The organism is Winogradskyella psychrotolerans RS-3, assembly GCF_000427335.1.
Classification (GTDB): Bacteria; Bacteroidota; Bacteroidia; order Flavobacteriales; family Flavobacteriaceae; genus Winogradskyella; species Winogradskyella psychrotolerans.
The window spans coordinates 59988-84040 of sequence record NZ_ATMR01000060.1 but is presented as its reverse complement, the minus strand read 5'-3'; the positions used below and the strand labels follow the sequence as shown (position 1 = coordinate 84040).

Sequence of the window (24053 nt, the reverse complement as noted above, 5' to 3'; positions counted from 1 at the left end):
CATATACAAAAACTTAGTGTTAAAGCCCAAACACAAAACTGTTAAAGTTTTAACTATCTTGCAATTGCAATTACGGTTTTTCCACAGTTAACATTTCTTTAACAAATAACACGTTTTTAATTAGGTGGTTTCCATTTTTTTTTTTTAGATTTACAATGTTGAAAGCATTTTTATAGAGTAATTTAGAAGTCACTCTTAAGAATGTGGACAACAAAAATGTTAACATTATAGCTTGTGCAAGCTTTTTTTTTATCCCTGAGAATTAAAATTAACAGTACAAAAAAAAGACTTCTAACAAAAATGACTTCTACTTCTCATTCCCTTAATGAGAAAACAAATGACTTCTAAATTTAAAAGACTTCTATTCCCTAAATTTTAGGGAGACATTAGTTATTAACTAACCTATCTTAAAAAATTTGATGGGTTTAAAATCTTAAAATTATGAAGAAAAAAGTATTTAGCCTTATGGCAGTAGTGCTGTTTATGAGTAGTTCATTAAATTTAAATGCAAACGTACAAAATGAGGATTTAGACACCGGCACTTGTTTTGATGTGGCTGCTGAAGCTGAACAAAATTTCATGAATAACATGGCTACTAGATTCCGAATTATTCCGCGAGATGAAATAGCATATAACGTATTTGCAGCTGCATATGATGGTTGTGTAGAAGCTGGTGGACCTTCTTAGAATTAAATTTTGAATCAATTAATAATTTAGACAGTTAAAAGTATAATTTTGACTGTCTTTACAACAAATAATAGAAATGGTAAAAAACAAATTTCCATCTTTTTGTTTACTTTTTTACAATATCCATGTTTTGCCAAGTTGGTAATGCGGTTTATGGCAAGCAATTAAAATCATATGAATCAGACACACCTGACAATGCAAGCCAATATGCAAAAAAAATAGTCGAAAATCTTAAGACTCAGGAATTCCAATTAACATTTAATAACCAGAAGGCAACATACAAAAAATTAAATCTTTAAATAATAATACAAGCCCTGTTCTCAAAGCCATGACAGAAGGAATTATTGATTTCAGAGGTGTTATTTATTATGATAAAGCATCTGACATAATTTTACATGAAAAAGAATTTGCTGGTGTGAATTACCTTATAAAACGAAATAAAATAGATTGGAATTTAACTAATGATACTTTGAAAATTGACAACTATTTGTGTTATAAAGCAACAACTACATACACTATTGAAAACACAAAAGGAAAACATACATTAGAAGTTATAGCTTGGTATACACCAGAAATCCCTATACCCTATGGTCCGGATGGTTATGATGGGCTACCAGGCTTAATACTTCAATTAGACAATAATGGAATACTAACTTCTTTAAAAAAATAGAATTTTTTAAAAAAGATAATAAAATCGATATAGAGTTACCTACAAAAGGAAAAAAAGTTTCTGAAGAAGAATTTAATAGTATAGTTTCAAAACAATATACAAACAGAAAAAATTGACACTAATAGCTTTGTTACAGAGATTTTCTAATCACTATTTTTTTACAATCCTACTAATTTTAGTAGGATTTTCTTCTTTGGCTCATGCTCAACAACTTTTAATGTCCGGCAAAGTAACAGACACCATACAAAACCCATTACCATACGCCAACATTTTAGCCATTCCAGCAGCAGACGACCAAGAAATTAGATTCGCCATTACAGAAAAAGACGGTAGCTACAAAATAGGTTTAGAGAAAAACCAAACCTACGAACTCACAGTAAGTTATTTAGGCTATAAACCACAAACGCTCACGATAACCACAACAGACCAAGACATTACCAAAAACTTCGTCCTCAAAGAAAACCCAGACCAACTAGACGAAGTAAACATAAAATACACACCACCAATTACCGTAAAAAAAGATACTATAACTTACGATGTTTCCAAATTTGTTACTGGGGAAGAACGCAAACTACGCGATGCTTTAAAAAAATTACCTGGAGTAGAAGTAGATAGAGAAGGTAATGTGATGGTCAATGGCAAAAAAGTAACCAAAGTCTTGGTAGAAAATAAAACCTTTTTTACAGGCAATAGTAAACTCGCCGTAAACAATATACCTGCAGATGCGGTTGAAAAAGTTGAGGTTTTAGATAACTATAACGAGGTTGCCATGCTCAAAGGCTTGCAAGATTCTGAGGATATGGCTATGAATATTTTATTAAAAGAAGATAAAAAGAAATTTGTGTTTGGCGATATGGAGGTTGGTTCAGGTATTGAGGATCGCTATTTGTTGCATCCTAATCTGTTTTATTACAGCCCAAAAACCAATGTTAACTTTATTGGAGACCTTAATAACCAAGGCATAAAAAGTTTTAGTTTTAGTGATTATTTGGAGTTTGAAGGTGGTTTTAGCAAGCTATTAAGCGATGCAAGTAGTTATTTTAGTCTCTATACTAGTGATTTTGCAAAATACCTCAATAACCAAGATTTTACAGATAACATCAACCAGTTTGGTGCCCTAAATATTAGGCAATCGGTTTCTAAACATACAGATATTAGTGGGTATTTAATTACTTCTAATTCCAAGACCCAAACCGCAAGTAACACCTTAAATGCTTACCAGAATATAGAAGACCCTTTTACAGAAGACAGAACGGTTACTAATGACCTCAATAACTTTTTTACTATTGGCAAGGTCACCGTTGACTACGATCCAACTTACAAACAAGATTTTGCATACAACGCCTTTGTAAAGGTTACAAATAATGACAGTCATGGTCTTGTAAATACGGTGACCCTAAATGAAAGTAACAACATAACTACCTTAACCGATGTTACGGCACTTAATCTAAAACAAAATATTACCTACAGTCGTAAATTATCTAAAGCGCACACAGCAACCTTAGAAGCGACTTATAATTTTCAGAATGATAAACCGATTACCGAGTGGCTAACTAATCAGCAGATTTTACAAGGTTTAATCCCTTTGGAAGATGCCGATATGTATAATATACTTCAAACAAAAAAATCAACGTCGCATAATTTTAACGCCATTATAAAAGACTATTGGGTAATTAATAACTTTAACCATCTTTATACAAGTTTAGGCGTTAATACATCTTTTAACGATTTCTACAATGAAGATGTGCAATTACTTAATGATGGTAGTATTAATAATTTTAGCTCTGCTGGTTTTGGTAATGATTTTGGATATAGCTTTATAGATTCTTATTTGGGATTAGAGTATAAATTTCAAATTGGCATTGCCACGTTTAAACCTGCTGTGTTTTATCATGGGTATTTATGGCGAACGCAACAGTTAGAAGACTCAGAAACGTTTTCTAAAAATCTAGTTTTGCCACAATTCACAACAAAAGTAGAATTTAATAATAGTGAAAAACTAAATTTTAAATACAAGCTTAATGCTCGCTTTCCTAGGGTTAACCAATTAGCCAATAATTTTGTACTCTCAAATTTTAATAATGTTTACAGAGGCAATAATCAACTAGAAAATCAATTGTATCATTCTGCCTCGTTAACTTATTATAAGTTTAGCTTATTTAGAAGTCTGAATTTTAATCTTAACACTAGTTTTAATAAACGCTTAAAAACTATAAAAACAGTTTCTGAACTTAATGGTATAGAATCCTTTAACACAACCACTATGTTTGATCAGCCAGAACATAACTGGACGCTAAGTGGAGGAATTTCAAAAAAAATTAATAAAATCAGGTATAAATTAAGAACTCGTTTTAGTTATAATGATAATTTTCAGATTTTGAATAATGAAACAAATCTTAACATTTCAAAATCGATTTCTTCAACGATTGGAGTGGAAACTTCATTTAAAAATCATCCTAACTTAGAAATTAATTACACCAAAGATTTTAATAACTATAAAGCCTTAAATAACGTCTCTAATTTTGATAATGACCAATTAGAAGTTATTTTGGAATACGATTTTTTAAAGGATTTTATCTTTAAAGCAGATTACACCTTTGATAATTACAACAACAAAAGTCTCGATACCAAAACCACTTTTGACACGGCAAATGCATCGTTATTCTACCAAATTGAAGATAGTCCTTGGGGTTTTGAGATAAACGCCACTAATCTTTTTGATACGCGTTTTAAACAACAAAATTCATTTAACGCTTTTGTGATTAGTGATAGTAGAACATTTATTTTGCCAAGAATTGTGATGTTTAAGGTAAGCTATAAATTGTAAGTCTGTTTGAAATCTTCGAAACAGCTTCATAAACTAAACCCCAAAAACTAAAGACAACAACTTTATAATTAGTTTTTAGTCAACTTCTTTTTACTTTTGCACCAAGCAAGACTACGCTATGCAAAATTTATTTAAAAAATGGTTCGGTTTTAGTGATAAACCAAAACTCACAGAAGAAGATAAAATGAAAAAATTCTTAATCGTTGGCTTAGGAAACATAGGCGAAAAATATGCCAATACCAGACATAATATTGGTTTTAAAATTCTCGACTATTTAGCCGAATCCAATGACATCCTCTTTGAAACCGTAAAACTTGGTGATGTTGCTACCCTAAAAATTAAAGGACGAACCCTCATCCTTTTAAAGCCTAGTACGTTTATGAACCTTAGTGGAAAATCCATAAAGTACTGGTTAGAAAAAGAAAAAATACCTTTAGAAAATCTACTCGTAGTCACCGACGATTTAAACCTTCCTTTTGGATCACTTAGATTAAAAATGAAAGGCAGTGATGGAGGTCATAACGGTCTAAAGGACACACAAGACAAATTACAAACCGTAAAATATAACCGCTTTAGATTTGGCATAAGTGACGAGTTTAGCACAGGACGACAAGTTGATTATGTTCTTGGCGAATGGACCGACGAAGAAAACACACAACTTAAAGAACGCTTAAAAATTTCGGCAGATCTTGTAAAATCTTTTGCTTTAGCTGGAGTAAACACTACTATGAACCAATATAATGGAAAATAAAAAAGACTGCCTTTTCAGACAGTCTTTTTAATATATGAAATTTGTATTCCTAATTTACTTAACTATAATCTTCTTCGTTATTTTATTTGCTCCATCACTAATTGTCACTAAGTACATACCAGACTTCGCATCATTAAGATTTATAGTCTGATTAAAATTAGCACTATTGGTGTACGAGTTATTAAAAATTCGTCTTCCTCTTATATCAAAAACATCAATATTAATTGCATTACCAGAATTAGAATTCAACTTTACTGAAAACTCTCCAGTATTAGGGTTTGGAAAAATCGCAAAATCTGAGAGACTAAACTCATCAACACTTAAGGCTTCTTCTGCACATATTGTAATTGACCAATCATTTAAATTCCCTGTATCTTGAGCAAAAAAGTCGGCAATTAAGATAGTCCAATCTCCTTGTGCTTGCATTCCATTAAATTCACTTAATGCTTCTCCTGGAGCAAATGTTCCTATAGTCGGGCTCGCACATGCTATAGTTCCTGCTTCATCATCAAAAGTAATATCAAAATTAGCATTATTACCGCAATCACCATCATAGACATCAATAAAAGTAACACCATCTGGATGGATGACACGAACAATTAAATCGCCAATATAAGTATGTGTAACATCAACGTTGATCGTTATTCCCTCTATTATGGCGAAATCTGGAATACTAATGATATGTTCCAATAATGGCTGACCTGCCTGACCAGAGTTACCATCAGCTATATTCAGGGCTAAATTCTCGTCAGATGCATAGGTATCACATACTATGGCTGTACACGTGTTTTTTAATAAAACATCTATTATGTCTACTACAGACCCTGGAGATGATGTCCCAGTAACAGCTATTGTATATTCTCCCGTTGCCGTTGCATCTAAATTACCAATGGTCATGGTAAAAATTCCACTAGAACTTAAAGCGGTTGGACTAAAAGTTACCGTAGCGCCCGCAGGAGCTCCTGTAGCCTCAAACACAGTTGCTTCATCAAACCCTTGTATGGTAGTATAAGAAAAATTAAATACAGCTTCCGTATCTGTTGTAGGACAAGATAAAATTTCACTATTGCTAGACGCTATTTGAAAGCCTGGTTCTGCTGGAGAACAAACACCTGGTTTTATTTGAGATGCTATTGCTGCTACCCACGCATCCATTCTTGTGGCTTGGCCAGCACTAAACATGTACAAACATCTATCATCACCATAATCCATAAAGCTCATGGTTAAGGCAGTCTCTCCGGGAACGCAACCTGCTACATTTCCCACAGAAGGACAACCGTATGTGCTATTAGCAACCTCAGGTGTATCTGCAATACCATCACCACCACTACCACAAACTCCATTTCCGTCACCATTGAAGGTATGATTTAAATTGTAAAAATGTCCTAACTCATGCGTTGTTGTTCTTCCTAAATTAAAGGAAAATTTGGAACAATACCCGAACCAGAACAGCCAGAACCAGAACCAAATGCAGTAGTGCTAATCGTCACGGCCTGACCCGCAGCTATACTACCTCCTAATGGCGAAAACCCTAGAAGACCTCCAAGTGGTCTTATTACAAAATTCATATAACCACTCCAATTACTATCTGTATTGCCTCCATTACCAAAATCATAACCAATTGTAACCGCAGGATTCCCCTCTATCAACTCAGAATCTAAACCTACTGGGTGATCAGAAAGCGCCATACAAAAAGAGATACTAGCGACACCTAAACCTGTATTAGGATAAAACCCACTAGCTGCATTCCATTGTGAAATATCGGCATTGGTAGCCGTATAATCTGCATTCAAAATATCTATTTGGTTTTGAGCTAGTGCTTCTAAACAAGCCCGATCCGCTTCATTTGCTGTCGGAAAATGCACGGCAACTGGAATTACAATAGGATTCCCACCACGTTGACTAAAATTTTCTTCGGATAGTAATTGCTGAAGCTTAACTTTAAATTTTTCCTGACTTAATTCATATTCTCTAGCAAACTCAGGATCTTGCATTTGCTGATCCATATATTCTAACATACCACAAGAACGCTCTTGTGCTGTTATACTCACAAAACAGGAAAAAAGGATTAATGTGAAAATAGATTTTAAAGTAAAGTTCTTATTCATAATTATTTTTTAATTTAGTTTTAGGCTTTCAAGATAAAGCATTAATTGACAATAATCTTTTGGATTATTATTTTTCTTTAATTTTCACTATACAAATACCTGAAACAGTATTTAAGTCTTTACTCACTATTTATCGCAAATATTCAGTTGAGCACATTTTGAAAATACCAATAAAAACAAGGATAATGACAAAACAAAATGTAGCTTTGTTTTCATAAATGTTTGTATATAAAATTAAGATTCTTCAGGATTTATATTTTTTTAAAACATGTATTATAAATCAATAAAACAAAACGCTTGACTTCAAATTCGGCAAAAGTAATAACTATAGGCACCTTTGATGGCATCCATATTGGGCATCAGAAAATACTAAAAAAAGTAGTAAAACTTGCTAAAAGACAAAACCTTGTTCCCGTGGTTTTAACCCTATTTCCGCATCCTAGAATGGTACTTCAAAAAGATGATTCTATTAGATTACTGAACACCATTGAAGAGCGCGTAGCGTTGTTGGAAGCTTATGGAATTAAAGAAGTAATCGTAAAAAAATTCACCAAAGAATTTGCCAATCTTTCTGCTAAAGATTATGTAAAGCAAATTTTAGTAGACGAGCTAAACACCAAACAAATCGTTATTGGTTACGACCACCACTTTGGCAAAAACAGAAGTGCTAATATAACAGACCTTAAATCCTTTGCTGACCTCTATGATTTTAAGGTTGAAGAAATTTCAGCGCAAGACCTAAAAGATGTTACGGTGAGTTCTACAAAAATTAGAACTGCCTTAAACCAGGGTGAAGTGGACTTAGCCAATTCGTATTTAGGTTATAATTTCTTTATTACAGGTACTGTCGTTAAAGGCAAAGGTTTGGGCAGAACCATAGATTTCCCAACCGCGAATATTAATGTAACGGCAACTTACAAGCTCATTCCGAGTGACGGAGTTTATGTGGTAAAATCTAAAATTGAAAATAAAACGGTTTTTGGAATGATGAATATTGGCACCAACCCAACTGTTGATGGCAAAACACGTTCTATTGAAGTTCATTTTTTCAACTTTAAGAGCGATATTTATAATGCCGAATTAAAAATTGAATTTCTAAAACGCCTGCGTAGCGAACAAAAATTTGAAAACCTAGAGGCCTTAAAAATGCAACTTAAAAAAGACATGATAAATGCTTCAAACTATATCCAAACTTTAAATGCATAAGTTTTTATTTAAACATATAGACAACTCGGGACTCATCGTTTTTAGAATCGTTTTTGGGTTGTTGTGTTTTTTAGAAGCTGTAGGAGCTGTTTTTACAGGTTGGATCAGGCGCACATTAATAGAACCAGATTTCACCTTTTCTTTTATTGGGTTTGAGTGGTTACAACCGCTTCCTGGGAATTGGATGTATGCCTATTATATAGTGATGGGAATTTTTGGACTCTTTATAATGTTGGGCTACAAATATAGATTTAGCATGCTCATGTTTGCATTTATGTGGACTGCGACGTATCTCATGCAAAAATCGTCCTATAATAATCATTATTACTTATTGATGTTGCTAAGCTTTTTAATGGTGTTTTTACCTGCAAATCGCTATGCGTCTTTAGATGTTAAACTAAATCCATCGCTTAAAAGTATTTCAATGCCTAGTTGGTGTAAGTGGGTTTTTGTGTTACAATTATTTATTCTTTACACCTATGCTTCTGCAGCTAAATTTTATCCCGATTGGCTAGATGGTTCTGTAATGGAAATTCTTATGAAAAGCAAAGCCAATTTCTATGTCGTGGGTGATCTTTTACAGCAAAAAACAGTACACTATATTTTAGCGTATGGTGGTATTTTATTTGATGGTTTAATTATTCCGTTATTACTTTTTAAACGGACTCGAAAATACGCCTTCTTTGCGTCTATTTTCTTTCACCTTTTTAATTCATTTATCTTTCATATTGGAATTTTCCCTTACATGTCCTTAGCATTTAGTTTGTTCTTTTTTGAACCTAAAGTCATCAAAAATATATTTCTAAAACGTAAAGTCTACTATGAAGCTGACGATGTCATTGTTCCTAAATATAAAGTGACTTTATTATCTCTATTTTCAATTTATTTTGTAATTCAAATTGCTTTACCACTGAGACATCATTTCTTTGAAGGTGATGTGTTATGGACTGAAGAAGGTCATCGTTTATCTTGGAGAATGATGTTGCGCGCCAAAAGTGGCAGAACAACCTATAAGGTTATTAACGCCGAGACAAACCAAGTTATTCCTATTAAGTTAAATGATTATTTAACTAAAAAGCAGCAACGTGGTGCGAGTACAAAACCAGATATTATTTGGCAATTTTCGCGACATCTAAAACAAGATTTTGCTAAAAAAGGGATTCCCGTAAAAGTTTATGTCAATTCTTTTGTGAGAGTTAATGGAAAACCCTCAAAGCAACTAATTGATCCAAAAGTTGATATTGCCAATGAGGAATGGCACCACTTTAAACATCATGATTGGATCTTACTTTCAAAATAATAACTTCAATCAGTTCTCGTTGTAAAAACTCGTCGTCCTTTAAATCAGATTTTACAATATAAAATAGAAACTTTTTATTTTTATCTGGTCATTTTCTTTTTACTTTTGTTGCTTATTTTTCCTATACCACGAGGTATTAACTTAATTCATAGATATGTTACAAGTTGCTTTTATACAAGAGAACAAAGAAGACATCATTGCACGTTTAGCAAAACGAAATATTGATGCTACAGAAATGATTAATGAAGCAATTGCTTTTGATGAGGACCGAAAAGCAATTCAAACGAAATTAGATAATACAAAAGCAGAATCTAACGCCTTATCTAAAGAGATTGGGAATTTATATAAATCTGGAGAAACGCAAAAAGCGAACATCCTAAAGCAAAAAACCACGCAATTAAAAGAAATCACTAAGACTTTTGAACAAGAGCTTAACGATAAAGTTGAAGCGCTTTCTGAATTGTTATACAGAATTCCTAACGTACCAAATCCTATTGTACCTGCCGGAAATACTGATGAAGACAATGAGGAAACGTTTAGAGAAGGTGACATTCCAAAATTATACGACGGAGCTTTACCGCATTGGGAATTAGCTAAGAAGTACAACATTATCGATTTTGAATTAGGAAACAAAATTACAGGTGCAGGTTTCCCTGTTTATATTGGTAAAGGTGCCAGATTACAACGTGCGTTAATTGCTTATTTTTTAGATAAGAATACCGCTGCTGGCTATATAGAATACCAATTGCCACATTTAGTAAATGAAGCGTCTGGTTTCGGAACTGGTCAATTACCAGATAAAGAAGGGCAAATGTACCATGTTACTGCAGATAATTTATATTTAATTCCAACAGCAGAAGTACCTGCAACCAATATATTTAGAGACACCCTTTTAAACGAAAGCGATTTACCTATAAGTATTACAGGTTATACACCGTGTTTTAGACGTGAAGCTGGTAGTTATGGAGCTCATGTCAGAGGACTAAATAGACTACATCAATTTGATAAGGTTGAAATCCTTCGTGTTGAGCATCCAGACAATTCTTATAACGCTTTAGATGGCATGGTAGAACATGTAAAAGGCATTTTGCAGGACTTAAAATTACCTTACAGAATATTACGATTATGTGGTGGTGACTTAGGATTTACATCAGCCTTAACTTATGATTTTGAAGTCTTCTCAACAGCTCAAGACCGTTGGTTAGAAGTGTCTTCTATTTCTAATTTTGAAACCTTTCAAGCGAATCGCTTAAAATTACGTTTTAAAAATAGTGAAGGCAAAAACGAATTATGCCACACCTTAAACGGAAGTTCTTTAGCATTGCCAAGAGTTTTAGCCGGTATATTAGAGAATTACCAAACAGAAGATGGTATTAAAATACCTGAGGTTTTAGTGCCTTATACTGGTTTTGATATGATTTCTTAAACAATCACAATCTTAAGTATTTTCTTAAAAATGTTAAAAATTAACGTAATTGAGCTTTTTTATTGGTATTTCTTCGTTTATGTTAAAATTTATTCTGATTTTAGGTGACACAAGAAGAATACCCCTAGCATGAAAAATCTAAAACGCATTGTATTACTCGTTTCATTAATTGTAATAGTAAGCAAAGTTTTGTTTTAATAATATAAACAAAACCAAGACAGGATAATTGAATCATATTTTATAAGATAGTGGTTAATAGCACATTTATTTTGCTGGTAAAATGCCTAAACTCAAGTTTAGGCATTTTTTTTATACTTTTATTCACAACATCTACTTGTAGCATTTGTTATATTTGAACATAACATCACTTTTATATACTAAAACCCAAACATGCAACAGCGCTTTTTCGTTTTACTTTTATTACTCGGATGGTATTCTGGTTTCTCGCAAAACAGCGAAGCATTAGCAGAGAGCTATTATAAAAAAGCCGAATTTAAAAAAGCACTTATTATATACGAAAACCTACTAAAAGAAAAACCTCTTAGTTACAACTACATTGATAAATTAGTAGATATTCATCAACAGTTAGAACAGTATGATGAAGCTGAAACCATTCTTACACAACGGCTATCTATAAGTAGAAATCCAGAATTGATTGTTGCTTTAGGTTATAATTTTCAGCTTAAAGATAGTATAACTACTGCCAATACACTTTATGATGAAGCCATAGCTTTTGTTGACGCAAAACCATTCTTCATTTACACAATTGCCAGAAAATTTGAAGACTATTCTCTTTTAGATCAAGCCATTCAATTATACGAAAAAGGTAAAGTTTTAACTCCAGATAAAAACTACAGCATTCAACTAGCACGCATTTACGGAGATCAAGGTAATGTTGAGCAAATGCTTGAGAACTATATCGATTATATTCACTACAAGCCTAATTACCTCAACAATGTTAAGCGTTCTATCAGTGATTTTATTTCAGAAAATAAAGAAAGTGTAAACAATAGCTATTTAAGACGCCTACTTTTAAAAAAGATACAGCAAAGTCCTGAAACGTATTGGTATGAAATGTTGAGTTGGTTGTATGTTCAAGAAAAAGCATATAACAAATCCTTTATTCAAGAAAAAGCACTTTACAAACGTCATCCTGAAAGTATAGATCGCTTAATAGAATTGGCCGTTACAGCTCAAAAAGATAACGATGATGATACCGCAAAATCTATTTTTAATTTTATACTAGAAATTACGCAACATCCAAGTACTGCTTTAACTGCGCATCAGTACATTTTAGAAATAGACACAAAAAATGCTGATGATAAAACATTAAAACAGATTAACGAAACCTATAACGACTTACTTACTGAATTTGGAAAATCTGAATTAACCTTGCCATTACAATTAGCTTATGGCAAATTCTTAGCTTTTAACCAAAGAGACACAGAAACAGCAACAAGTTTTCTAAAGAACACTTTAAAGCTTAATATTTCTACATTTCAAGAAGCCAAGGTAAAATTACTATTGGCTGATATTTTGGTGCTTCAGGAAAAATTTAATGAAGCGTTAATTTATTATTCTCAAATACAAGTCAACTTAAAAAATAGTCCAATTGCACAAGAAGCGAGGTTTAAGGTTGCTAAAACCAGTTATTACAAAGGTGATTTTGATTGGGCCGAATCACAACTAAAAATTTTAAAATCTTCAACTTCGCAATTGATTGCTAATGACGCGTTAGATTTAAAATTATTAATTTCAGACAATAAATACGAAGACAGCACGCAAACCGCATTAAAATATTATGCGAAGGCCGATTTATTTGCTTTTCAGAACAAAACGGACGAAGCCATTTCGCTTTTAGACAAAATTTTAGAAGAACACAAAGGAGAAAGTATTACAGACCAAGCCTTATATCAACAAGCTAAACTCTACGAAAAGAAGAAACAATACACTAAAGCCGAAGCTAATTACCAAGAAATCATTAAAGATTACGGCGAAGATATTTTAGTGGATGATACGCTATATTATTTAGCGGAACTTTATAATATGCATCTAGCAAAACCTGAAGAAGCTAAACTACTCTACGAAAAAATAATCTTTGAGCACCAAGACAGTATTTATTTTATTGAAGCTCGTAAGAAGTTTAGGATGTTGCGAGGAGATAGTATTAATTAGTGTTTCAGTCTGCAGTTCGCAGTCACATCGTTTCGTGTTCAATACTTCTTGTACAAAAAATTTCTTGTGACCCTTTGCGTCTTCTCTGTGAAACTCGGTGTAATTAAAACGGCTAGATTAGAGACATTCTAAACATTGCCCTTTTCAACATAATAAGACCTTAAAACTATTTACTTCAAAATTCATATTTTTGCATCAACTTAATTTCACCCAAAAATGATAATATACAACGTTACTCTAAACATAGATAAAAGCATTTCTAAAGAATGGTTAGAGTGGATAAAAGAACATATCCCACAAGTACTAGCAACAGGTAAATTTAAAGAAGCCAAACTGACTAAAGTTTTAGTAGATGATGATCAGTCAGACACCTATTCTGTGCAATATAGAGCACATTCTAGAGACACTTTAAACTCCTACTATGCAGAACATGCTGAACGCTTAAAACAAGATGGATTGCAACGTTTTGGAGATAAAGTATTAGCGTTTAGAACCGAGTTAGAAGTTGTAGATGAGTATTCTGTAGAATTAGAATAAAGCTGCGGAACTATTTGTTACCATCTTAAATATAAAGATAAATAGAGAATATTTTAACAACTCTGCCAATCTCGGTGCATCTCAGCGTATCTTTGTGTTATAACACTTTGCGCCTTTGCGCCTTTGTTAGAAAAATAAATACATGACAGTAAGAGCAAAAAAACACCTAGGCCAACATTTCTTAGAAGATGAATCTATTGCACAACAAATTGCAGATAGTTTATCTCTTAAGGGTTATAATGATGTGTTAGAAATTGGTCCAGGAATGGGAGTGCTAACCAAGTATCTTCTGAAAAAAGACACTACAACACATGTTATTGAGATCGATACAGAATCTGTAGATTACTTAAAAAATAACTATCTCCATCTTGCTGATAGAATCATAGAAAAAGATTTCCTAAAATATGATTTAAACCTCGTATTTGAAGACAAACCATTTGCCATTATTGGTAATTTCCCCTATAATATTTCGTCTCAAATTCTTTTTAAAACTTTAGAAATGAGAGATCAAATCCCTGAGTTTTCTGGTATGTTTCAGAAGGAAGTTGCTATGCGAATCTGCTCTAAAGAAGGTTCAAAAGTTTATGGTATATTATCTGTTTTAACCCAAGCATTTTACGATGCCGAATATTTATTTACTGTTCCTCCAACCGTTTTTAACCCACCTCCAAAGGTAGATTCAGGTGTGCTTTTACTAAAACGCAAAGAGAATTACGACTTACCTTGTGATGAAAAATTATTTTTTAGAGTTGTAAAAACAGGTTTTCAACAGCGAAGAAAAACCTTGCGTAACAGTTTAAAAACATTCAATCTGTCGGATAATTTAAAAGCAAATATTATATTTGGCCAGCGACCAGAACAATTAAGTGTCGCGCAGTTTATTGAGCTGACGTCACTAATAGAAAATGACGAAAACTAATTTCTTCTGCTGTCATATAGAACGCAGTTGAAGTATATTTTAAAGAAAAAAGAGTATTAAAAATCAAGTGGAAGACATCCAAGATAACATACAATTTCAGTTAACTGATGAACTTATTGAAAAGGTAGAAATCCTTGTCGAAGAACAAAACGACAAAGACCTAGAAATCCTTTTAAAAGAGTATCATCACGCTGATATTGCAGAAATTATTGACGACTTAGATCTCGATGATGCTGTCTATGTCATAAAACTTCTAGATTCTGAAACGACTTCTGAAATCCTCATGGAACTCGATGAGGATATTAGAGAGAAAATTCTTAGAAACCTTTCTACTAAAGAGATTGCCGAAGAGGTTGAAGAACTAGATACGGATGATGCTGCAGATATGATCTCTGAACTTCCGGAAGATCGGCAAGCAGAAGTAATCTCACAAATTGAAGACGACGAACACAGAGAGGAAATTCAAGAACTTTTAGCCTATGATGAAGACACAGCGGGTGGACTTATGGCAAAAGAATTGGTTAAGGTATATGAAACTTGGACTGTTGCTGGTTGTTTACGTAGAATTAGAGGACAAGCCAAAGATGTTACAAGAGTACATTCCGTTTATGTTGTAGACAAGAATGACAAACTTATTGGTAGATTGTCTTTAAAAGATTTAATCATTTCTAAAAGCGATACAAAAATTGCAGATATCGCTAAAGACAATGTGGATTGGGTACATGTTGATGATGATGTAGAAGATGTTGCAAAAATAATGGCGAAATACGATTTAGAAGCCATTCCTGTGGTTAATGATAACCAAACCTTAGTGGGTAGAATTACCATTGATGATATTATAGATGTTATAAGAGAAGAAGCTGATAAAGATTACCAATTAGCAGCTGGTATCTCGCAAGATGTAGAGGCAGATGATAGCATTCTAAAATTAACCAAAGCACGATTACCTTGGTTATTCATTGGTATGTTTGGTGGTCTTGGTGCTGCTAGTATCATAGAGCAGTTTAATGATAATATGGGCAATTTTATAGTATTGCTTAGTTTTGTACCTTTAATTCAGGCTACAGCCGGAAATGTTGGAGTACAATCTTCAGCTATCGTTGTTCAAGGTATTGCCAACGGTACAATCGATGGCAAAATTCTAAAACGATTATTTAAAGAATTTCTATTAGGTTTGGTAAATGGTGTCGCGATTTCACTTGTTGCCATTCTTATTACACACTTCATATTTGGAACACCATACATTGTATCTATAACCATAAGTATTGCTTTAGTTGCTGTAATTGTAATGGCTGCTATTATTGGCACATTTATTCCAATTTTTTTGGACAAAAGAGGTATTGATCCTGCTGTTGCAACCGGACCATTTATTACCACAAGTAATGACGTTTTTGGTATTTTGATTTACTTCTTAATAGCCAAATTGATTTTAGGTATTTAGTACCCTAAAAACATCTAATTATTATAACCTACGTAAACTGGTATTACCATGAAAATACTACACCTAGATTCTAACCACCCTCTACTTCTAAATCAACTCAACGCATTAGGATTCACCAATCACGAAGATTACACATCCTCAAAATCTGAAATAGAAGCAAAAATTTCTAAATATGACGGTATGGTTATCCGAAGTCGGTTTAACATTGACAAATCATTTTTAGATGCTGCCAAAAACCTAAAATTCATAGGTCGTGTTGGTGCCGGATTAGAAAATATAAATTGTTATTATGCCGAACAAAAAGGCATTCACCTTATTTCTGCACCAGAAGGTAATAGAAATGCCGTAGGAGAACACGCTTTAGGGATGTTATTATCACTTTTTAATAAACTGAATAAAGCAGACAAAGAAGTTAGACAAGGTAAATGGTTACGAGAAGACAACCGTGGACTAGAGTTAGACGGCAAAACCGTTGGTCTCATAGGTTATGGTAATATGGGAAAAGCCTTCGCAAAAAAATTAAAAGGATTTGATGTTGATGTGTTATGTTACGATATAAAAACCGATGTCGGAGACGCCAACGCCAAACAAGTTATTCTTGAAGAATTAAAAGCTAGAGCTGATGTGTTAAGTCTTCATATACCTCAAACAGATTTAACCTTAAATATGATCAATTCAGACTTTATAAATGGGTTTAAAAAATCGTTTTGGCTTATTAATACAGCTCGTGGAAAAAGTGTGGTGACTGAAGATTTAGTGAAAGGTTTAAAATCTGGTAAAATTCTAGGAGCAGGATTGGATGTTTTAGAATATGAAAAATCATCTTTTGAAAATTTATTCTCTTCTAATGCTATGCCAGAAGCTTTTCAATATTTAATAGCGTCAGAGAATGTTTTACTCTCTCCACATGTTGCAGGCTGGACGGTTGAAAGCAATATTAAACTCTCACAGACTATCGTGGACAAGATAAAAGCAAAATATTGTTAACTTAGAGCTTTACAATCTCCTTTTAAACATGACATACAAAGCCACGTCTCCCGAAGATTACATAAGCCAAGTACCGGAAGAGCGACAAAGCGCTATAAAAACCTTAAGACAAGTTATAAAAGATAATTTACCAAAGGGATTTGAAGAAGGCATACAATACAACATGATTGGTTATTATGTCCCACATTCCATCTATCCCGATGGTTATCATTGCGATCTAAAAATACCATTACCGTTTATGAGTTTTGCCTCTCAAAAAAACTCAGTCAATCTATATCATAGCGGTATTTATGCGAATCCAGAATTACATGATTGGTTTGTAAAGGAGTATCCAAAGCATTGTAAACGCAAACTCGATATGGGAAAAAGCTGTATTCGATTTAAAAAAATGGATGAGATTCCTTTTAAATTAATTGGTGAACTTACTCAAAAAATGAGTTGTAACGAATGGATCTACCTTTATGAGTCTGTCGTAAAGAAAAAGTAAAAAAAGACAAGTATAATATTTAGGATTTCAATTAATGAGATCTTGAAATAAATTCAGGATAAAATGAAAAAACGTGTCACAGGAATCGGAGGTTTATTCTTCAAAACCAAAGATCCAAAAGCAGCAAAAGATTGGTATAAAAAGCATCTCGGTTTTGATACTGATGATTATGGTTCTACCTTTTGGTGGAAAGATAAAGAAGGCAAAGATTGCTCTACACAATGGAGTCCATTTGCAGAAGATTCAAAGCACTTTGAACCTTCAAAAAAAGACTTTATGTTTAACTACAGAGTTGAAAATCTAAAGGAACTATTAGAAACTTTAAAAGACGAAGGAGTTACCATTGTAGGCGATATGGAAGAATACAGTTATGGTAAATTCGGGTGGATATTGGATAACGATGGCAATAAAATAGAACTTTGGGAACCGATAGACAGTGCTTTTCAATAAATTGAAATTTTTAAAAACTCATTATTGTCGTATATAGAAATTCTTCAATCGTATAATTTAACTGCATTGCAATGGTTAGCCATTGGTTTTGCAGTTTTTTTATTAGGGATATCCAAATCAGGTATAAAAGGAGTAAGCATAATAATAGTTGTTATACTTGCCTTTGTTTTTGGCGAAAAAGCCTCTACAGGTATTTTATTACCTATGCTAATTTGTGCAGATATCTTGGCTGTTATTTATTACAATAGACATGCCGATTGGGTTGTAATAAAAAAACTAATGCCATGGATGATCGTTGGAGTGTTAGTTGGAGTATGGGTTGGCAATGACATTCCTGAAATCGTTTTTAAAAGACTAATGGCTATTATAATACTAGTTTCGGTTATTATAATGTTTTACTTAGAAAAACGAAAATCTAACAACGTCCCTAATAACAAGTTGTTTTCAACAGGCATGGGTTTTTTAACTGGGTTTGCTACTATGATTGGCAATTTAGCAGGTCCTATTTCTAATATTTATTTTCTAACCATGCGTTTTCAAAAAAACGAATTTATTGGCACTGCGGCATGGTTATTCTTTATTATTAATATCATAAAACTTCCTTTTCATATTTTTATTTGGGAAACTGTTAGCATAGAATCATTAGTTTTAAATTCAGTTTTAATTCCTGCCGTTATTATTGGGTTTTTATTAGGTGCATACATTGTAAAACTAATTTCGAATGTAAATTACAGACGCTTTATTTTAATTGCAACAGCTATTGGAGGTGTCATAATGTTGTTTGGATAATGCAAAAATCACATAATTGATGCTCTTAAAATATTTAAGTAGGTTAAAGATATTTTACTAACTTTAGGGTCTAACCAAAACACTAAAAAAAATGTCAGATGATAATAAAGATTTAGGCAATGATCTTAACGATATGTTAGATGATGCTAAAGATAATGCTCGCAAAGCCGGAGACAAAATAAGCCAAAAGGCTAATGAGTTTTCAGGTGACGCCAAGGAATTTGGACGTAATAGCCAAGAAAAAGCATCTGAATTTGCTGGTGAAGCAAAAGAATCTGCGAAAGAGTTCTCTGATAGCGCTAAAGAAACCTTTAATAACGTTTCTGGTGAAAACAAGAAAGTTTTAACTGGCATATTAGCAATTATTTTAGGAAGCTTAGGTGTACATAAATTTATATTAGGCTACAATAAAGAAGGAGGAATTTTATTAGGGATAACGCTAGTAGGTATCATTTTATCTTGTGTTGGAATTGGAATTATAGTTGTTTGGCTTACTGGCTTAGTAGGTTTAATTGAAGGAATAATATACCTAACAAAATCGGATGAAGAATTCTACAGAACCTATCAAATTGGTAAAAAACCTTGGTTCTAAAATAGTTCGTTACATATCCATTGATATATTAAAACCCAGCATTAACTTTCTGGGTTTTTTATTTACTCTTTTTCACCTAATCCAAAATCCAAAGGTAAGGTGTCACCTATTCTTTGGTCACCCATTGCACCGCTAAAATAGACACCAATAACAGGTGTGTAATTACCATAAGAATCTACATAAAACTCTGGAATTTCTATTTGAATTGCAGATTGATGTTCCTTATCAAAAAGAATAGAGACTTTTTCTTTCAAAGTTACCTTTTTAAAATCTTTATTTCCTGTAGCTTCTACAGTAAAAAAAGACCACTCATCTACTCTAAATTTATCGTGAAAAATCCAATAGCCTTCGGCTTTTAAATTCTTATTATAAAGTGATCTTATAAAATGTTGTACAGAACCTTTATAGGCTTTATCTCTGTGCTTTAAAGTTTTCTTTTTAGTAGTATTTAAATCCCTATAAAATGAGGTTCCAAAGTAATTTACAGAGTTTATTGTAAACTCTAAACCTGTAAGATCTGCATATCTAAAAATGATTTCAAAATCCATTAAATCATATGCAATTTCATACTGCAATGTTTTGTTTAAAATCTTAATTGGTACTGAAGCACTTGCATATAATGCTTTGTTATGTTTATCATATTTTAATATTAAATCATCTTCATTTAATATTTTACATGACTTGCCAAACTTAGACGTTCCTAAAAATTCCTTCCGAAACAACCTTAGTTTCTGTCTTCGTGTTAAACCATCGTCATATTCTAAATGGACCTCCTCTAAAGCATTATCAGCTTCAACGAGCTCTACACTAATATTATTTTGACTTCTATAATCCGAAATCAAGACCTTTTCAAAACCTAAATAAGAAATAACTAAGGTAGATTGTACTGCGTCGGTGTAGTCAATTGAAAATTCGCCATTACTATTTGTTGTAGTCCCAATCGTGGTATTATTAAAATAGACAGCAACAGTTTCAATAGGTTGTTGTGTAATTTTATCAATAACTTTACCAGTAAACGTTTGCGAGACACAAAATAAAGGCAACAAAAAGATTAAGATAACGGTCTTATTTATCCTCATGGGTATCTGTAAACTTACGTTCTAATTCCGCCTGAAATTCTTCCATTACAGGTCTTACAGTACTTTCTGGTAAGTCTTCAATTTTTATATACATTAATCCATCCACGGCATTATTGAATAAAGGATCTACATTAAATGCAACAAGTCTCGCATTTTGTTTGATGTATTTTTTAAGCAAAACAGGCAATCGAAGTGCACCTGGTTCTACTTCATCTATAATTTTATCGAACTTATTTAAATCAGCTTCGGTTGCATCAAAAACAAAATCCTTATCGGCATCTTTTAATTTTACCTTAAACTCTTTTTTAGGATGAACGTATTGCGCTACATAAGGATCGTAATAGTGAGATTTCATAAACTCAATCATCAAACTTTTTGAAAAATTAGAAAACTGATTACTAATACTTACTCCACCAATTAGATATTTGTGCTCAGGAAAACGTAAGGTTATGTGTACAATACCTTTCCAAAGTAAAAATAAAGGCATTGGTTTTTGTTGGTATTCTTTAATGATAAACGCACGACCCATTTCTATGGATTGACTCATCATCTTGTGTAATTCTGGCTCAAAACGAAATAAATCTTGAAGATAAAAACCATCGATACCAAAACGTTCAAAAATTTTAGAACCTAAGCCCATTCTATAGGCTCCTGCTATTAGATTTCTTTCATTATCCCACAAAAACATATGATGATAATACGTGTCAAATTTATCTAAATCGATAGCTTCATTGGTACCCTCTCCTACTTCTCTAAACGTAATTTCTCTTAGCCTACCGATTTCTCTTAAGATATTAGGAATGTCTTTTGCAGATGCCAAAAACACTTCATAATTTTTGCTTTCTAAAAGTCTAGAGTCACTTATCCTAAGCTTATCGACTTCTGCAATCATCACTTTTGGAGCAATTGGAGTCACAATACGTTTTGGTATTTTTGTGACTTTTAATTGTGATTGTATATTATCTAAAATCTTAGGTTTATCTTCAAAAGTTTTAGACAACATATAAGTTTTTCGTCTTAAAAACTCTGAAAACTCTGGAAGTGTTGGGTGTTCATTTTGATCTTTTACCGAAATGGCCTTACCAACTCTTACTTTAATTATACGACGTTTTTGAGTTAATACTTCAGAAGGTAACTTCGCTGTTCTTAGTGTATCACTTAATTTAGAAAGTCTATAAAACAGCCGACTATTCTTAGCATGAAAATAAATAGGAACTACAGGAACTCCCGCCTTCTGAATTAATTTCATGGCGGCTACTTCCCATTCCTTATCAACGACTAATTTACCATCGCGATAGGTAGAAACTTCACCAGCAGGAAACACACCCAAAGGATGTCCATCTCTTAAATGTCTAATAGCATTTTTAAAACCGGCAATACTACTCGCTGCATCTTTTCTGCCTTCAAAAGGATTTACAGGCATTATGTATGGCTTAAGTGGCTCTATACGATGTAATAAAAAATTAGCGATAATTTTGAAATCACTACGTTGTTCTACCATTAATTTTAATAGTAAAATACCATCCATACCACCAAGTGGATGATTAGAAATAGTAATATAAGGTCCTTCTTTCGGAAGACGTTTCATATCTTCTTCAGGGATCTCAAACTTAATTTGAAACTCGTCTAAAATAGCATCAAGAAAATCAACATCACTAAGGTGTTTGTTGCGCAAATAGAACTTATTTATTGTAGATATTTTAAGGACTTTCATCAATGTCCAACCAAAAAAGTACCTAAAAAACCATACTTATCAGCATGTATTGCCTTAGCGACTTCTTTTGCGGTTACTAAACCACTATCGGACGATTTCCCCATAAAACAAATGTATAACTATTTATTTAGTAACTATTTGAACTGTGCCTTGAGCTAACTGCTTTAACAACACCTCCTTATCCTTCTCAAGCTCTTTTACCGCGATATCATTATAGTGTCTAATCGTATAAAGACTGACATTATTATGACAAACAACTTTAAATTTTGCTTTTAAATGTTGAAGCAATTTCTCTAAATTATCAAATAAATTATCAATACAAACAGAAAAACTAATTGCAGAATTCTGAATGACATCAACCTTCATTTTATACAAGTGCAGCAAACTAAATATTTCACTAATATTTTCTTCCATAATATATGAAAAATCTAACGACGATAATGAAATTAAGGTCTGATTTTTCTTAACAATAAAACAAGGAACCTCTGGCACTAAAGCTTTTCCTTTACTTACACAAGTACCATCAGCTTCAGGATTTAAAAATGATTTTACATACAACGGAATCTCCTTTTGCTGTAATGGTTGAAGTGTTTTTGGGTGAATTACAGATGCTCCATAAAATGCCAATTCAATAGCTTCTCTGTATGAAATTTGATGTAATAATTGGGCGTTTTCAAAATATCTCGGATCTGCATTTAAAACACCTGGTACATCTTTCCAAATTGTAACACTATCAGCATTTAAACAATACGCAAATATGGCGGCTGTATAATCACTACCTTCTCTACCTAAAGTTGTGGTAAAATTATTAGCATCACTACCCAAAAATCCTTGCGTAATATTTAAGATATTGGTATTTAAATTAGATGAAATATTCTCTTGCGTTTTTTCCCAATTCACATTAGAACGTCTGTAATAATTATCTGTTTTTACAAACTCTCTAACGTCAACCCAATTATTTTTTAGTCCAATTTCATTAAGGTAATGACTAATTATTGTGGTTGAAATTAATTCACCATAGCCAATAACTTGGTCATACACATAATTATAATCTGGAGATTTATTGCTTTTAAAAAAGGCGTTTAATTCATCAAAAAATGCCTTTACATCCGTAAATACTTGATGACGATTATTCTCAAACAAATCGACTAAAATATCATTGTGGCATTTAATAACGTCGTGAATTGCACTTTGTAATTGATCTTTGTTTTCAAAATAATTCTTGATAACTAACTCCATTCGATTGGTTGTTTTTCCCATTGCTGAAATCACAACCAAAGTGTTATCGTAACCTGTGGTTTTTAAAACTTTTGCTAAATTTTTTACACCATCTGCATCTTTCACAGATGCACCACCAAACTTAAAAATGCGCATTATAATTTATTTAAATAATTTTCAATTCCTTGTTCATCGAGATGCACCACATTCCAATCGCGCTTTACATCTGCACCTTTACTTTCGTAGAACTTTATGGCTGGTTCATTCCAATCTAAAACTTCCCAACTTACACGTTTTACGCCTAGCTCTTTTGCATGTTTTACAACCGCATCTAAAAGCTGAGTGCCGACTCCTTTTCCTCTACATTTTTCGCTAACAATAAGATCTTCTAAATGTAAAATTTTGCCTTTCCATGTAGAATACCTCATGTATACTAAGGCAATACCTTCAATCTTATTATCGAGCTCGCTAACAAAACAGGTGAATTTTGGATTTGCACCAAAACCATCGTTTTCTAAATCAGATGTTGTAATTTCTACTGCATCTTCCTCTTTTTCAAACGTAGCCAATTCTTCAATAAGTTCTAAAACTCTTGGCATATCTTGGATAAGTGCTAATCTAGGTTGTTTCATATTGCAAATAAAAGATTCAAAGATAATCTAATCTCACTTTACAAAACAATTTTTTTAA

General features: G+C 32.7%; 21 protein-coding genes and 1 pseudogene. 16 read left to right on the top strand and 6 right to left on the bottom strand.

The window, feature by feature from the left end:
- Window positions 1-441: 441 nt before the first annotated feature.
- From ADIWIN_RS04815 to pth, 4 genes are all read left to right on the top strand, one after another.
- Window positions 442-687 carry a hypothetical protein gene (locus ADIWIN_RS04815; RefSeq protein ID WP_020895663.1) on the top strand — a complete coding sequence of 82 codons (246 nt, stop codon included), beginning with the start codon at window positions 442-444 and terminating at the stop codon, window positions 685-687.
- A 277-nt stretch (window positions 688-964) separates the two neighbouring features.
- Window positions 965-1357, top strand: coding sequence for a GLPGLI family protein (locus ADIWIN_RS04810; RefSeq protein ID WP_316929631.1), 393 nt, complete (start codon window positions 965-967; stop codon window positions 1355-1357).
- A 217-nt stretch (window positions 1358-1574) separates the two neighbouring features.
- Complete coding sequence (locus tag ADIWIN_RS04805) at window positions 1575-4184, top strand: carboxypeptidase-like regulatory domain-containing protein (protein WP_020895660.1); 2610 nt, start codon at window positions 1575-1577, stop codon at window positions 4182-4184.
- 118 nt (window positions 4185-4302) lie between these two features.
- A complete protein-coding gene (gene pth / locus ADIWIN_RS04800) occupies window positions 4303-4935 on the top strand; it encodes an aminoacyl-tRNA hydrolase (protein WP_020895659.1) in 633 nt (210 codons plus the stop codon).
- Window positions 4936-4989: 54 nt separating this feature from the next.
- Here pth and ADIWIN_RS04795 read toward each other — a convergent pair whose 3' ends face one another.
- Window positions 4990-6387 carry a zinc-dependent metalloprotease gene (locus tag ADIWIN_RS04795; RefSeq protein ID WP_235047022.1) on the bottom strand — a complete coding sequence of 466 codons (1398 nt, stop codon included), beginning with the start codon at window positions 6385-6387 and terminating at the stop codon, window positions 4990-4992.
- Complete coding sequence (locus ADIWIN_RS04790) at window positions 6345-7043, bottom strand: hypothetical protein (protein WP_020895657.1); 699 nt, start codon at window positions 7041-7043, stop codon at window positions 6345-6347. The genes ADIWIN_RS04795 and ADIWIN_RS04790 overlap by 43 nt, the downstream gene beginning before the upstream one ends.
- Window positions 7044-7340: 297 nt before the next feature.
- On the opposite strand from ADIWIN_RS04790, the gene ADIWIN_RS04785 reads away from it, so the two are divergent.
- The 12 genes from ADIWIN_RS04785 to ADIWIN_RS04730 all read left to right on the top strand — a co-directional run bounded on the left by ADIWIN_RS04785 (window position 7341) and on the right by ADIWIN_RS04730 (window position 19352).
- Window positions 7341-8249 carry a bifunctional riboflavin kinase/FAD synthetase gene (locus ADIWIN_RS04785; RefSeq protein WP_020895656.1) on the top strand — a complete coding sequence of 303 codons (909 nt, stop codon included), beginning with the start codon at window positions 7341-7343 and terminating at the stop codon, window positions 8247-8249.
- The gene (locus ADIWIN_RS04780) at window positions 8242-9549 is read left to right on the top strand and encodes an HTTM domain-containing protein (RefSeq protein ID WP_020895655.1); all 1308 of its coding nucleotides are present in this window, start codon (window positions 8242-8244) and stop codon (window positions 9547-9549) included. Before ADIWIN_RS04785 ends, ADIWIN_RS04780 begins: the two co-directional genes overlap by 8 nt.
- A gap of 154 nt (window positions 9550-9703) precedes the next feature.
- On the top strand, window positions 9704-10975 hold the full coding sequence (gene serS / locus ADIWIN_RS04775; RefSeq protein ID WP_020895654.1) for a serine--tRNA ligase: 1272 nt from the start codon (window positions 9704-9706) through the stop codon (window positions 10973-10975).
- A 390-nt stretch (window positions 10976-11365) separates the two neighbouring features.
- Complete coding sequence (locus tag ADIWIN_RS04770) at window positions 11366-13150, top strand: tetratricopeptide repeat protein (RefSeq protein WP_020895653.1); 1785 nt, start codon at window positions 11366-11368, stop codon at window positions 13148-13150.
- A gap of 216 nt (window positions 13151-13366) precedes the next feature.
- Complete coding sequence (locus tag ADIWIN_RS04765; RefSeq protein ID WP_020895652.1) at window positions 13367-13687, top strand: DUF4286 family protein; 321 nt, start codon at window positions 13367-13369, stop codon at window positions 13685-13687.
- Window positions 13688-13829: 142 nt separating this feature from the next.
- A complete protein-coding gene (gene rsmA / locus ADIWIN_RS04760; RefSeq protein WP_020895651.1) occupies window positions 13830-14606 on the top strand; it encodes a 16S rRNA (adenine(1518)-N(6)/adenine(1519)-N(6))-dimethyltransferase RsmA in 777 nt (258 codons plus the stop codon).
- 67 nt (window positions 14607-14673) lie between these two features.
- Window positions 14674-16047, top strand: a complete 1374-nt coding sequence (gene mgtE, locus ADIWIN_RS04755; RefSeq protein WP_020895650.1) for a magnesium transporter — start codon at window positions 14674-14676, stop codon at window positions 16045-16047.
- A gap of 48 nt (window positions 16048-16095) precedes the next feature.
- Window positions 16096-17034 (top strand): 2-hydroxyacid dehydrogenase, encoded by a 939-nt coding sequence (locus ADIWIN_RS04750; protein ID WP_020895649.1) that lies wholly within the window; start codon window positions 16096-16098, stop codon window positions 17032-17034.
- A 28-nt stretch (window positions 17035-17062) separates the two neighbouring features.
- On the top strand, window positions 17063-17521 hold the full coding sequence (locus ADIWIN_RS04745; RefSeq protein WP_020895648.1) for a DUF1801 domain-containing protein: 459 nt from the start codon (window positions 17063-17065) through the stop codon (window positions 17519-17521).
- 63 nt (window positions 17522-17584) lie between these two features.
- A complete protein-coding gene (locus ADIWIN_RS04740) occupies window positions 17585-17971 on the top strand; it encodes a VOC family protein (RefSeq protein ID WP_020895647.1) in 387 nt (128 codons plus the stop codon).
- 24 nt (window positions 17972-17995) lie between these two features.
- Window positions 17996-18760, top strand: a complete 765-nt coding sequence (locus tag ADIWIN_RS04735; protein WP_040756561.1) for a sulfite exporter TauE/SafE family protein — start codon at window positions 17996-17998, stop codon at window positions 18758-18760.
- Between the two features lie 91 nt (window positions 18761-18851).
- Window positions 18852-19352 (top strand): TM2 domain-containing protein, encoded by a 501-nt coding sequence (locus ADIWIN_RS04730; protein WP_020895645.1) that lies wholly within the window; start codon window positions 18852-18854, stop codon window positions 19350-19352.
- Between the two features lie 62 nt (window positions 19353-19414).
- On the opposite strand, the gene ADIWIN_RS04725 is transcribed toward ADIWIN_RS04730, so the two are convergent.
- The 4 genes and pseudogenes from ADIWIN_RS04725 to ADIWIN_RS04710 form a co-directional block, all read right to left on the bottom strand.
- Window positions 19415-20431, bottom strand: a complete 1017-nt coding sequence (locus tag ADIWIN_RS04725; RefSeq protein WP_040756559.1) for a carboxypeptidase-like regulatory domain-containing protein — start codon at window positions 20429-20431, stop codon at window positions 19415-19417.
- A pseudogene (locus ADIWIN_RS04720) lies at window positions 20418-22249 on the bottom strand (GNAT family N-acyltransferase). Before ADIWIN_RS04720 ends, ADIWIN_RS04725 begins: the two are co-directional and overlap by 14 nt.
- 19 nt (window positions 22250-22268) lie before the next feature.
- Window positions 22269-23519, bottom strand: a complete 1251-nt coding sequence (locus ADIWIN_RS04715; protein ID WP_020895642.1) for an aspartate kinase — start codon at window positions 23517-23519, stop codon at window positions 22269-22271.
- Window positions 23519-23995 carry a GNAT family N-acetyltransferase gene (locus tag ADIWIN_RS04710; protein ID WP_040756558.1) on the bottom strand — a complete coding sequence of 159 codons (477 nt, stop codon included), beginning with the start codon at window positions 23993-23995 and terminating at the stop codon, window positions 23519-23521. The genes ADIWIN_RS04715 and ADIWIN_RS04710 overlap by 1 nt, the downstream gene beginning before the upstream one ends.
- Between the last annotated feature and the right edge of the window lie 58 nt (window positions 23996-24053).

Excerpts from the sequence above, each read along its gene's own strand:
- ADIWIN_RS04815 (WP_020895663.1), top strand. The coding sequence starts at position 442 with ATGAAGAAAAAAGTATTTAGCCTTATGGCAGTAGTGCTGTTTATGAGT.
- ADIWIN_RS04805 (WP_020895660.1), top strand. The coding sequence starts at position 1,575 with ATGTCCGGCAAAGTAACAGACACCATACAAAACCCATTACCATACGCC.
- pth (WP_020895659.1), top strand. The coding sequence starts at position 4,303 with ATGCAAAATTTATTTAAAAAATGGTTCGGTTTTAGTGATAAACCAAAA.
- ADIWIN_RS04790 (WP_020895657.1), bottom strand. The coding sequence starts at position 7,043 with ATGAATAAGAACTTTACTTTAAAATCTATTTTCACATTAATCCTTTTT.
- ADIWIN_RS04780 (WP_020895655.1), top strand. The coding sequence starts at position 8,242 with ATGCATAAGTTTTTATTTAAACATATAGACAACTCGGGACTCATCGTT.
- serS (WP_020895654.1), top strand. The coding sequence starts at position 9,704 with ATGTTACAAGTTGCTTTTATACAAGAGAACAAAGAAGACATCATTGCA.
- ADIWIN_RS04770 (WP_020895653.1), top strand. The coding sequence starts at position 11,366 with ATGCAACAGCGCTTTTTCGTTTTACTTTTATTACTCGGATGGTATTCT.
- ADIWIN_RS04765 (WP_020895652.1), top strand. The coding sequence starts at position 13,367 with ATGATAATATACAACGTTACTCTAAACATAGATAAAAGCATTTCTAAA.
- rsmA (WP_020895651.1), top strand. The coding sequence starts at position 13,830 with ATGACAGTAAGAGCAAAAAAACACCTAGGCCAACATTTCTTAGAAGAT.
- ADIWIN_RS04750 (WP_020895649.1), top strand. The coding sequence starts at position 16,096 with ATGAAAATACTACACCTAGATTCTAACCACCCTCTACTTCTAAATCAA.
- ADIWIN_RS04745 (WP_020895648.1), top strand. The coding sequence starts at position 17,063 with ATGACATACAAAGCCACGTCTCCCGAAGATTACATAAGCCAAGTACCG.
- ADIWIN_RS04740 (WP_020895647.1), top strand. The coding sequence starts at position 17,585 with ATGAAAAAACGTGTCACAGGAATCGGAGGTTTATTCTTCAAAACCAAA.
- ADIWIN_RS04730 (WP_020895645.1), top strand. The coding sequence starts at position 18,852 with ATGTCAGATGATAATAAAGATTTAGGCAATGATCTTAACGATATGTTA.
- ADIWIN_RS04725 (WP_040756559.1), bottom strand. The coding sequence starts at position 20,431 with ATGAGGATAAATAAGACCGTTATCTTAATCTTTTTGTTGCCTTTATTT.
- ADIWIN_RS04715 (WP_020895642.1), bottom strand. The coding sequence starts at position 23,519 with ATGCGCATTTTTAAGTTTGGTGGTGCATCTGTGAAAGATGCAGATGGT.
- ADIWIN_RS04710 (WP_040756558.1), bottom strand. The coding sequence starts at position 23,995 with ATGAAACAACCTAGATTAGCACTTATCCAAGATATGCCAAGAGTTTTA.